Source organism: Photorhabdus australis DSM 17609, assembly GCF_000711895.1.
In the GTDB taxonomy this organism is placed as follows: Bacteria; Pseudomonadota; Gammaproteobacteria; order Enterobacterales; family Enterobacteriaceae; genus Photorhabdus; species Photorhabdus australis.
This window is the reverse complement of the sequence record NZ_JONO01000082.1, coordinates 1-12,968: the sequence shown is the minus strand read 5'-3', so window position 1 is coordinate 12,968 and position 12,968 is coordinate 1. Positions and strand designations below refer to the sequence as shown.

At 59.4% G+C, this 12,968-nt stretch carries 3 protein-coding genes; all 3 read left to right on the top strand.

The window, feature by feature from the left end; all coding sequences use genetic code 11:
* Positions 1-33 precede the first annotated feature (33 nt).
* Positions 34-6,555: a Tc toxin subunit A-related protein gene (locus BO26_RS23555; protein ID WP_236637546.1), complete on the top strand. Its 6,522-nt coding sequence runs from the start codon at positions 34-36 to the stop codon at positions 6,553-6,555.
* Between the two features lie 59 nt (positions 6,556-6,614).
* On the top strand, positions 6,615-10,907 hold the full coding sequence (locus BO26_RS17275; RefSeq protein WP_036773646.1) for a SpvB/TcaC N-terminal domain-containing protein: 4,293 nt from the start codon (positions 6,615-6,617) through the stop codon (positions 10,905-10,907).
* Between the two features lie 55 nt (positions 10,908-10,962).
* The coding region (locus tag BO26_RS17270; RefSeq protein ID WP_036773647.1) for an RHS repeat domain-containing protein at positions 10,963-12,968 on the top strand (2,006 nt) is incomplete at its 3' end.

The following is a 12,968-nucleotide window of genomic DNA, read 5'->3' as shown; positions in this document are numbered from 1 at the left end:
CCGGACGTCGCGCAGCTGATGGACCGGGCGTCAATGCTGGCCATTGAAGCCGATATCTCGCCGGAGCTGTACCAGATACTGACCGAGGAGATTACGGATGAGAATTACGCGGAACTCTGGAACAAAAACTTCGGGGATATCAGCGTCAGTATGTTCAGCAGCCCGGACTATCTGGCCCGCTATTACAGTATTGATAATGACACCCTGGCCAGCCTGCTCAGCATGGTATCACTGCCAGACAGCGATGGTACCACGCTCATTCTGACAGAGGTGCACACCCCCGGATATCTGGCTTGCCAGGTGACGGCGCTGGGAGAAGACCGCTACCGGGTCAGGTTCACTATCCTGAAAAATATTGTTGACCGAGGAGACGGGCTTTACATAAGAAGAGTATCGCCAGCCACAAAATACTGGGATGATAGAACATTCTCCTACGCAAGCAATATTGAATATTCCGTGGATATTACTGTCCCCGACGCTGATTTTACGGATGATATGCTGTTTTTTTATCTGGTTCAGAGTTTTCCTCCCGCAGGCACTCAGTCAGGTGGTGGTATAATAATTTCGGAAGTCACTATTACCCGAACTACAGTAAACGCCCCCGAAGTATTTTATCTCAAACTCAATAAAGTCCTCCGGCTGTATAAGGCCTGTGGCATCACGCCGGCAGAACTGCTGCAGATCACCAGCAGCCTTGGCGACGCCCTCACCATTGACCATGCGGTCCTTGGTAAAATCTTCCAGGTCCGTTACCTGATGAGTCACTATCAGCTTGATGTGGCCCGGTCACTGGTATTGTGCAACGGAACCATCAGTGACCAGGCGTTCAGCGGCGAAACCGGCCTGTTCACCACGCTGTTCAACACCCCCCCGCTGAACGGCCAGACGTTTTCTGCAGATGATACCGCCCTCGACTTACGCTCTGAAGCACCGGAGGATGCCTTCCGCCTCAGCGTACTGAAGCGCGCATTTAACGTCAGCGCCTCGGGGCTTTCCACACTCTGGCAGCTGGTCAGCGGTGACAGCAGCGCCGGGTTTACCTGTTCTGCTGACAATATCGCCGCCCTCTACCGCGTAAAACTCCTGGCGGACATCCACGACCTGTCCGCCGGTGAGCTGTCAATGTTGCTGTCCGTCTCCCCCTTCAGTGGGGTGGCCACCGGCTCGCTGTCCGATGATGAGCTGACGCAGCTGACTCAGTTTCTGTACCAGACCACCACCTGGCTCACGGAACAGGGCTGGTCGGTCAGCGATGTCTTTCTGATGCTGACAACCGCGTACAGTACCCTGCTGACGCCGGAGATGGAAAATCTGTTCGCCACGCTGCGCTCTGGTCTGTCGGGACGTTCATTTTCTTCTTCTGACGAACTGTCCACCGCAGCTGCACCACTGGTTGCCGCTGCCACGCAGCTGGATTCAACCGACAGTGCCGGGGCAATGCTGGACTGGGCCGATGCCCTGCAACCGGAAGGGCTGACGCTGGCTGATTTTATTTCGCAGGTCATAACCGATGCGCAGCCGGACGAAGAACAGACCGCCCGGCTGGCCGGGTTCTGTCAGGTTCTGTGGCAGTTATCGCTGATTATCCGCCATACCGGGCTCAGTACGCGTGAGCTGACCCTGGTGGTCAGTCAGCCGGGCCGTTTTCGTGCGGGGCTGGCGAGTCTGCCCCATGACTTACAGACGCTGCGGGACCTCACGAGATACCATGATACCGTCAACCGCTGTGGCAGCCATGCTGCTGACGTTCTGACGGCGCTGGAGGCGGGCGAACTGCCGGTCACCCTGCTGGCCACGGCGCTGGAGCAGGATGAACAGGATGTCGCCGGTGCCCTGGCTCAGGTGCGGGGCGGCAGTGACCAGGACGGCAGCGTGTTCGCCACCTGGAAAGAGGTGGACCAGGCGGAACAGTGGCTGGACATGAGTGAGACCCTGTCCATTACGCCATCCGGACTGGCCCGCCTGATTGCCCTGAAGTACATCAATGTGTCTGACGACAGCGCCCCCTCATACAGCGAGTGGCTTGCCGTATCCGGTCTGCTGCAGTCCGGACTGGACAGCAGTCAGACGGCAACACTGAGTGCTGCGCTGGAGGAGTCGACCAGCAGTGCCCTCTGTGCGTATTATCTGCACAATCTGGCTCCTGTCATGGTTTCCAGTCGCGATGACCTGTTCAGCTACCTGTTGCTGGACAATCAGGTCTCCGCTCAGGTAAAAACCACCCGTATTGCGGAAGCCATCGCCAGCATACAGCTGTATGTCAACCGGGCCCTCAACGGGATGGAAAACAGCATCGTGACAGAGGTGAGAGCGCGTCAGTTTTTTACTGACTGGGATATGTATAACAAACGTTACAGCACCTGGGCAGGCGTCTCTGAGCTGGTTTACTATCCGGAAAATTACATCGATCCGACGGTCAGGATTGGCCAGACCAGTATGATGGACACCCTGCTACAGTCTGTCAGCCAGAGCAGTATCAGCCGCGATACCGTGGAGGATGCGTACAGGACCTATCTGACCTCGTTTGAGCAAATCGCCAACCTGAGGATTGTCAGCGGCTATCACGACCATGTCGATAACGACCAGGGAACCACCTACATTATCGGGTGTAATGACGCCGAAGAGGTGACCTGGTACTGGCGCAGTGTGGACCACAACACAATGGATGATGGCGTATTCCCCGCCAACGCCTGGACCGAATGGCTGCCCATTCACTGCGGGCTGAACCCGTTTAACAGCGTCGTACGTCCGGTTGTGTTCAATAATTATTTGTATATTGCATGGCTGGAACGGAAAGAAACAGCGAAAACCAGTACGGACGGGGGGGTAAGTCCGCTGTATAGCTACACCCTTAACCTGTCCCGGCTGCGTTATGACGGCACCTGGAGCTCACCGGTTTCGTTTGCTCTCTCTGCAGATGCCATTAAAACCGTTCTGAATCTCACTGCTGGGGAAGCCGGGAATCAGGGGCTGGAGCTCTATCTGTCCCGGGACAATGAAAGCAATGTCCTGCACGGCATTTTTTATTGCTTCTGGGATGCAGACACACAATGGGGCATTGTTGGTACGTCGTCCCAGTCAGACAGCTATTTCATTCACATTGATGAATTTCTGTCCATGACGGAGGTGACGGATAAATCAGAACAGGAAAGGGTTTATAAAAACACGGTTGGGCTCTATGCCAGTATCAAACATTCCCGTATTATTGACCGGGTCTTTGTGGACAGACTGTCATTTTCTTATACCACGAAAATTGACCCGTCAGCCGTCTACGACCTGAGCACACACCGGATTGTTGATTTTAGCGGAACAGAAATTCAACGAGCCTATATCAAGAGTAATGATGAACAGACGATAACGGTCGGTGTTGAGTCTTTTGTTTCATGCACGCTCAGTCAGCAGACCTACACAAATCAGGCCGTGCTGAAGTTATTCACCAGCTATTATTCTGCCAGTGACGTGATATATGTGACCACCATACCATCCAGTACTATTGCGGATGTGTCTTTTGCCTGCATGGTCAATGCAACGACAAAAAATATAGTGTGCCTGTTTTACAAAGACTATGCTGCAGGATATGCAGACCCCGTACCTACTATAATATCGCACCGGATCATTGTTTCAGGTCTTGTTGCGTTTGAGGGGGGTATCACCGGCTCCCAGACGTACTTTACTGCCTCCCTGACTGAGGCACAGATAAATTCAGCCATACTTGGCCTGTTAAATTTTAACATCACTGCATACCTTCTCCCTGCGGTGACCGGGACTTCGCAGGCCCCCGTCTTTCAGGAGTATGTAGACTCCTATCTGTATCCTGTTAATACAACCTCGCTACAGGGGGAATATCTGCTCAGCTATGGCTCTCTGGTTATAAACAGTGCGGGCTCTGCCGTCTTTACGCCTGTCGGGAGTTCGTTGCCCCTTAGTCTCGGAAAAAATACCCTCACCCCGGATACAATGGCGCTGGAGGTCGATATTTCCAGCGAAGAAGTCAATATCTGCGTGGCGGTTTCGCATAAAAATGCTCCTGAGACCTATCTCGCCATGCGCTATATGACCGTGTCTATTTTGTATATCGGCAGCGTGGCTACCGGGGGCACACAATATATTTCTTTATCCAAAACCCGCCGGGGGGCACAGTATATGAGTATGGCGGTTAACGGGGAGGCAATAAAAGTGCGCCTCAACACGCTGTTTGCCCGCCAGCTGGTTGCAAGAGCCAATGTCGGCATCGATGCCGTTTTAACCCTTGAGACCCAAAAGATCACCGAGCCCGCGCTGGATTACGACAGTAATGATAATGTCCTGATGGACTTCACGGGGGCCAACGCCCTCTATTTCTGGGAGCTGTTCTATTACACCCCGATGATGGTGTTCCAGCGGTTGTTGCAGGAACAGAACTTCCCGGAAGCCACCCGCTGGCTGCAGTATGTCTGGAACCCCGCCGGCTACATAGTGAACGGAACGCAGCAAAACTACACCTGGAACGTCCGTCCGCTGGAGGAGGACACCTCCTGGAACGACTCACCGCTGGATTCCGTGAACCCGGATGCCATCGCCCAGAACGACCCCATGCATTACAAGGTCGCCACCTTTATGCGCATGCTGGACTTGCTGATTGCCCGTGGTGACGCGGCCTACCGGCTTCTGGAGCGGGACACCCTGAACGAAGCCCGGATGTGGTATGTCCAGGCCCTGAATATTCTGGGGGAAGAGCCCTATATTTCTTTCGATGCGGACTGGTCAGCTCTGACGCTGGGCGACGCGGCCAGCGAAGTGACCGCCCGCAGCTACCAGAGCGCTCTGCTGGCGGTGCGCCGGCAGGAGGCCGCACCCGATGATGCCCGGACGGCAAATTCCCTGACGGCGCTGTTCCTCCCTCAACAAAATGCCGTACTGAAAGGCTACTGGCAGACCCTGGCGCAGCGGCTGTATAACCTGCGTCATAACCTGTCCATTGACGGACAGCCGCTTTCCCTGTCGGTGTATGCCACCCCGGCAGAACCGGCCGCCCTGCTGAATGCTGCAGTCAGCAGCGCACAGGGCTCTTCGTCGCTCCCGGTTGAGGTCATGCCGCTTTACCGCTTCCCGGTTATGCTGGAGAACGCCCGGGGACAGGTCTCCCTTCTGCAGCAGTTTGGCAGTACGCTGCTCAGCATCACCGAACGCCAGGATGCGGAGGCCATGGCTGAGCTGCTGCAGACCCAGGGCAGCGAACTGATACTGCAGGGGCTTCGCCAGCAGGACAACGCGCTTGCTGAAATTGATGCAGATATTCTGGCGCTTGAAGAAAGCCGCAGGGGAGCGCAGGCACGGTTTGACTACTACAGCAGGTTGTATGATGCCGACGTTAACACCGGCGAAAAACAGGCCATGGACCTGTACCTCAGTTCGTCGGTGCTGGCCGCATCAGGCCAGGCATTGTTTATGGCGGGTGCCGCAGCCGACATGCTGCCCAATATCTACGGGATGGCCGTCGGGGGCTCCCGCTTCGGTGCCCTGTTTAACGCCACCGCTATCGGCATTCAGGTGTCCTCTGATGCCACCCGGATATCGGCGGATAAAATCAGCCAGTCTGAGATGTACCGCCGGCGCCGGGAAGAATGGGAAATTCAGCGTGACGGTGCACAGTCTGACGTGAGCACCATGGATGCCCAGCTGGCGGCCATGGCCGTTCGCCGGGAGGGCGCTCAGCTGCAAAAAACGTATCTGGAGACACAGCAGGCCCAGACGCAGGCCCAGCTGGCATATCTGCAGAATAAATTCAGCAATACTGCCCTGTACAGCTGGCTGCGCGGTAAGCTGGCCGCCCTTTATTATCAGTTCTACGACCTGACGGTCTCCCGCTGCCTGATGGCCCAGTCGGCATATCAGTGGGACAGAAACAGCACCACCCGTTTCATTCAGTCCGGGGCCTGGCAGGGGACCTATGCCGGTTTGCTGGCCGGTGAAACGCTGATGCTGGGACTGTCGCAGATGGAGCAGGCCTGGCTGAAGAACGATGAACGGGAAAAAGAGGTAACGCGGACGGTCTGTCTGTCTGAGGTGTATGCCGGGCTTGCGGGGGAGGAAGCCTTTGTGCTGGCGGATGAGGTGGCCAGGCTGGTGAATGCCGGGGAGGGGAGCGCCGGTACGGAGACCAGCGGACTGGCGTTTTCCGGCCAGCAACTGCAGGCCACCCTGAGGCTGACTGACCTTAACATCGTCAATGATTATCCCTCGTCCTTAGGTGTCACGCGGCGCATTAAGCAAATCAGCGTCACGTTACCCGCCCTGGTGGGGCCTTACCAGGATGTCAGGGCCGTGCTCAGCTACGGTGGCAGTATAGTTGTCCCCCGCGGGTGTGAGGCGCTGGCGGTGTCGCACGGGATGAACGACAGCGGCCAGTTCCAGCTGGATTTTAACGACCCCCGCTGGCTGCCGTTTGAGGGGATCCCCGTAGATGACAGCGGCACGCTGACGCTGAGTTTCCCGGAAGCTGACGGAAAACAGCAGGCCATGCTGCTCAGCCTGAGTGACATCATTCTGCATATCCGGTACACCATCTTCAGCTGACCGGTATCAACGTTCTTCAGGGGCCGGGCCCTGACCCGGCTCCTGCCAGGAGACTGAGCATGCAAAATCATCAAGACATGTCTGTTACCACTCCGTCCCTCCCCTCCGGGGGCGGTGCCATCACCGGACTCAGGGGGGATATTGCCGGGGCGGGGCCCGATGGTGCGGCCACCCTGAGCATTCCCCTGCCGGTGAGCCCCGGTCGGGGGTATGCCCCTGCCGGTTCGCTTAATTACCACAGCCTGGCGGGAAATGGTCCCTTTGGTATTGGCTGGGCCATCAGTCTGCCAGCCGTCCGGCGACGGACGCGTAAGGGAGCACCGGCTTATGATGACACCGATGAGTTCACCGGCCCGGACGATGAAGTGCTGGTCCCGGTGCGTTCCGGCACAGGAGCCCCCGAAACACGACAGGCCACCACGTTACTCGGCACCGCCCCCGGCGGAAGCTTCAGCGTCCAGGCATACCGCCCGCGAACAGAAGGCAGCCTTATCCGCCTTGAACGCTGGTTGCCGGATGGCGCTGTGGGGGACGATTTCTGGGTATTATATACCCCGGACGGGCAGGTGACACTGCTGGGCCGGAATACTCAGGCGCGCATCAGTAACCCCGGAGCGCCGGCACAGACGGCCGTCTGGCTGGCTGAGTCTTCGGTATCACTCACCGGGGAGCAGATGTATTACCAGTACCGGGCCGAAGATGATACCGGTTGCGATGACGCGGAGCGGAATGCACATCCCCAGGCCAGCGCCCAGCGGTATCTGGTTGCCGTCTGGTATGGTAACCGACAGGCTGCCCGGTCATTACCGGCACTGGCGTCGCTACCGGATATGGACAGCTGGCTTTTTATTCTGGTGTTTGACTACGGTGAGCGCAGTTCCGGGCCGTCGGCGTCGCCGGGCTGGCTGGAGCCCGGAAGCGGGGACTGGCTGTGCCGTCAGGACTGTTTTTCCGGATACGCATCTGGTTTTAACCTGCGCACCCGTCGCCTGTGCCGTCAGGTCCTGATGTATCATCGTCTCGCGGCCCTGTCGGGAGAGCCGGCTGCTGGGGAGACACCTGCGCTGGTTTCACGTCTGCTGCTGCAGTACAGGGAAAGCCCCTCCCTCAGCCTGCTGGATTCTGTTCGCCAGACCGCTTATGAGCCTGACGGCACACTCTGCGCCCTGCCGCCGCTGATGCTGGGGTGGCAGACCTTTACCCCGCCGCCTTCGCCGGAATGGCAGGTCAGGGAGGATATGGGTAATCTGAACCTGTCACAGCCGTACCAGATTGTGGATCTTAACGGGGAAGGTATGCCCGGTATCCTGTATCAGGATACCGGGGCCTGGTGGTACCGTGAGCCGGTCCGGCAGAGCGGGGCTGAGCCGGATGCCGTCACCTGGGGCGCCGCCACCCCCTTACCCGTCATCCCGGCCCTGCGCCGCGGAGGAATACTGGCCGATCTCAACGGGGACGGCCGGCTGGAGTGGGTCGTGACGGCTCCCGGCGTGGCAGGAATGTATGATCGTACCCCTGACCGCCACTGGCTGCATTTCACCCCTCTGTCAGCCCTGCCCGTGGAGTATGCTCATCCGGAAGCGGTGCTTGCCGATATTCTGGGCGCGGGGTTAACGGATATGGTGCTCATCGGCCCCCGCAGCGTTCGCCTCTATGCCGGTAAAAATGATGGCTGGAATAAAGGGGAAACCGTGCCACAGGCGGAGGGCCTCATCCTGCCGGTCCCGGGGGCCGACCCGCGAACGCTTGTGGCATTCAGTGATATGGCCGGAAGCGGCCAGCAGCATCTGACGGAAGTGCGGGCTGACGGGGTGCGTTACTGGCCAAACCTGGGGCACGGGCGTTTTGGTCAGCCGGTGAACATCCCCGGCTTTAGCCAGCCGGTGGCCACGTTTAACCCTGACCAGATTTTGCTGGCCGATATTGACGGCTCCGGAACAACGGACCTGATTTATGTAATGAGCGACCGGATGGTCATTTATCTCAACCAGAGTGGCAATCATTTTGCTGAACCCTATACGCTGCATCTGCCGGAGGGGGTTCGTTATGATCGCACCTGCAGCCTGCAGGCCGGGGATATCCGGGGACTGGGGGTGCCGGGCCTGTTACTGACTGTCCCCCATGTCGCCCCCCATCACTGGGTGTGTCATTTGTCGGCAGAAAAACCCTGGTTGCTGAATGGCATGAATAACAGCATGGGGGCACGGCATGAGCTGTACTATCGCAGTGCGGTGCAGTTCTGGCTGGATGAGAAAGCAGAGGCGCGGGCGGCAGGCAGAGCCTCCCCGCCCTGCTATCTGCCCTTTCCTCTGCATACTCTGTGGCGCTCCGTGGTACTTGATGAAATCACCGGTAATCGTCTGGTCAGCAGTGTCCTTTACCGTCACGGCGTCTGGGACGGACAGGAGCGTGAGTTCCGGGGGTTTGGTTTTGTGGAGGTCAGGGATACCGATACCCTGGCCAGCCGGGGAACGGCGACAGAACTGAGCATGCCCTCCGTGAGCCGGAGCTGGTATGCCACAGGGTTACCGGCGGTGGATACCCTTTTTCCTGAAGAGTACTGGCAGGGTGACACCGCCGCCTTTCCCGTGTATTCAGCCCGCTTCACCGTCGGCTCAGGAGAAGCTGAACAGGTATATACTCCGGACGATAACAGACTCTTCTGGCTGCAGCGCGCCCTGAAAGGCATCCTGCTGCGCAGTGAATTATACGGTGCCGACGGCAGCAGCCAGGCCGGTATCCCCTACAGCGTCAGCGAATTCCGCCCGCAGGTCCGGCTGGTTGAAGCGGATGGGGACTATCCGGTGGTGTGGCCGGTAACGGTGGAAAGCCGTACATCCGTCTATGAACGCTACCCCGGGGACCCTCAGTGCCAGCAGCAGACGGTACTCGTCAGCGATGAATACGGTTTTCCGCAGCGCCAGGTCAGCATTGCTTATCCGCGGCGCCCGCAGCCGGCGGTCAGCCCGTATCCGGATATTCTGCCGGACACGCTGTTTACCGGCAGTTATGACGAACAGCAGCAGTGTTTACGTCTGGTGCTGCAGCAGAGCAGCGCACATCACTTTGTTTCGCTGCCAGAGGGCGTCTGGTTACCGGGGCTGGCGGATGCAGCGAGGGACGATATATTCATCAGCCCTGCAGGCAACGTACCGGAAGGCGGCCTGACGCTGGAATATCTGCTGGCAACAGAAATTCTGGCCCCGGATAATCAGGCCGGAACGCTGGCGGGTCAGCAGCAGGTCTGGTATCTGGATGCGCAGGATACCGCCACCGTTTCGGCTCCGTCAGTGCCCCCCAGGGTGGCCTTTATCGAAACGGCCATGCTGGACAGGGACATGGTCAGTTCACTGGCGGGCAGTATTACAGACGAACATCTTATGCAGGCCGGTTACCGGCAGGCCGGGTACCTGTTCCCCCGGGACAGTGAAGCGGAACAGACTCTGTGGACCCTGCGTCTGGGCCATACCACCTATGCCGGCGAAGAACATTTCTGGCTGCCGTTGTCTTACCGCGACAGTCTGCTGACCGGCCCGGTCACGGTCACGCGGGACGTTCATGACTGCGTCATCACGCAAATACAGGATGCCGCGGGCCAGGTCACCACAACAGATTATGACTGGCGTTTCCTGACCCCCGTCAGAATGAAGGATGTGAATGATAACGTGCAGTCCGTCACTCTGGATGCGCTGGGGAGGGTGACCACTCTCCGGTTCAGCGGAACCGAGAACGGCGTTTTTGCCGGTTACAGCGATGACGTTATGGCCTTACCGGCCAGCGCGGCGGTCGCGCTGGCGCTGACGGCTCCCCTGCCGGTGGCGCAGTGTCTGGTGTATGTCACGGACAGCTGGCAGGATGAAACGAATGATACCGGCGGGAAAATACCGCCGCACGTGATAACGCTGGTGACCGATCGCTATGACAGTGATGCCGCACAGCAGATCCGACAGCAGGTGACATTCAGCGACGGGTTCGGGCGGGTGCTGCAGTCGGCAACCAGGCAGGCCGGAGGTGAGGCCTGGCAGCGGGGAGCCGACGGTGGCCTGGTCACGGGCAGCGACGGGCAGGCGGTCAGTGTGTCAACGGATTTCCGCTGGTCAGTTACCGGGCGAACGGAGTATGACAATAAAGGTCTGCCGGTTCGGGTCTATCAGCCGTATTTCCTGGACAGCTGGCAATATGTCAGTGATGACAGTGCCCGCCAGGATCTGTATGCCGACACGCACTTTTACGACCCGACAGGCCGGGAGTGGCAGGTTCTCACGGCAAAAGGCTGGTATCGCCGCAGCCTGTTCACGCCGTGGTTCGTGGTCAGCGAAGATGAGAATGACACGGCCGGGACAGAAGCATGACCGGTAATCCGGTCTGTCCATGTCAGCCAGTACAGGTGAAAAGACAGGAGAGCCCATGAGTACATCACTGTTCAGCAGGACCCCGCAGGTCGCGGTCCTCGATAACCGCGGCCTGCCGGTACGGGAGCTGCAGTACCACCGCCACCCGGACACCCCGGACGTGACCCGTGAACGCATCACCCGTATCCGGTACGACGCCCGCGGCTTCCTGCAGCAGACCGCTGACCCGCGCCTGCACGAGGCCGGACTGGCGAACTTCACGTACCTGACCGGCCTGGACGGCAGCGTCCTGCGCACGCAGGGCGCCGATAACGGTACCCTCGTCAGCCTGAACGATGCGGCCGGCCGGCCGTTTATCGCGGTCAGCAACGTCCGCACCGCGGGCGACGGCACGGAGGACAGAAGCCAGGCCGTGACCCGCACCTGGCAGTATGAGGACGCAGCACTCCCCGGCCGTCCGCTGAGCGTCACGGAGCAGGTGACCGGTGAAGCCGCCCGCGTCACGGACCGCTTTGTGTACGCCGGCAATACTGACGCGGAGAAAGCCCTGAATCTGGCAGGAACATGCGTCAGCCAGTACGACACGGCCGGTCTGGTGCAGACGGACAGCGTTGCCCTGACCGGTGTGCCGCTCTCCGTGACCCGCAGACTGCTGAAGGGTGCAGACAACCCGGATACCGTGGCCGACTGGCAGGGGGCTGACGTGTCGGCCTGGAACGACCTGCTGGACGGTGACGCCCGGACAACCCTGAGCACGGCGGACGCCACCGGTGCGGTGCTGACCACCACCGATGCCAGAGGCAACCTGCAGCGGGTGGCGTACGACGTGGCGGGCCTGCTGTCGGGCAGCTGGTTGACGGTGAAAGGCGGCACGGAGCAGGTTATCGTCGCCTCCCTGACATACTCCGCTGCCGGGCAGAAGCTGCGTGAGGAGCACGGCAACGGCGTGGTGACCACTTACGAATACGAGCCGGAAACGCAGCGCCTGACCGGTATCAGAACAGAGCGGCCGGCCGGACATGTGTCGGGTGCGAAAGTTCTGCAGGACCTGCGCTACGGGTATGACCCCGTGGGAAATGTGCTGACCGTCAGTAACGACGCGGAAGAGACGCGCTTCTGGCGCAACCAGAAAGTGGTGCCGGAGAACACGTACGCTTATGACAGCCTGTACCAGCTGGTGAGCGCCACCGGGCGCGAAATGGCAGATGCCGCTCAGCAGGGCAGCAGCTTACCGTCCCCCGCCGTTCCCCTTCCCACCGACAGTACGGCATATACCCGTTACACCCGCACTTATACCTACGACAGCGCCGGCAACCTGACGCAAATCAGGCACAGCGCGCCGGCCACAAATAACAGCTATACCACGAACATCACGGTAAGCGACCGCAGCAACCGGGCTGTGCCGGGCGCGCTGACGGAGACCCCTTCCGGCGTGGAGGCGCTGTTCACGGCGGGCGGGCAGCAGACGCAGCTGCAGCCGGGGCAGGGTCTGGTCTGGACGGCGCGCAACGAGCTGCTGAAGGTGACGCCGGTGGTGCGTGACGGCGGTACGGACGACAGGGAAAGCTACCGCTATGATGCGGAGAGCCAGCGCATACTGAAGGTGAGCACACAGAAAACCGGCAGCAGCACACAGACGCAGCGGGTGCAGTACCTGCCGGGACTGGAGCTGCGGAGCACAAAGGCAGGCGACGCGGAAACGGAGAGCCTGGAGGTGATTACCGTGGGTGAGGCGGGCCGTGCGCAGGTGCGGATGCTGCACTGGACGGGCGGGAAACCGGACGCCATCAGCAACGACCAGGTACGTTACAGCTACGACAATCTCACCGGCAGCAGCAGCCTGGAGCTGGACGGTGACGGGAATATCATCAGCATGGAGGAGTACTACCCGTACGGCGGCACGGCAGTCTGGACGGTCCGCAGCGCGATGGAAGCGGATTATAAGACCGTCCGCTACTCGGGCAAGGAGCGTGACGCAACGGGGCTGTACTACTACGGATACCGTTACTACCAGCCGTGGGCGGGCCGGTGGCTCTCTGCAGATCCGGCGGGGGTGGTGGA

Coding starts and splice junctions, on each gene's coding strand:
- BO26_RS23555 (WP_236637546.1), top strand. CDS start 34: ATGCTGGCCATTGAAGCCGATATCTCGCCGGAGCTGTACCAGATACTG.
- BO26_RS17275 (WP_036773646.1), top strand. CDS start 6,615: ATGCAAAATCATCAAGACATGTCTGTTACCACTCCGTCCCTCCCCTCC.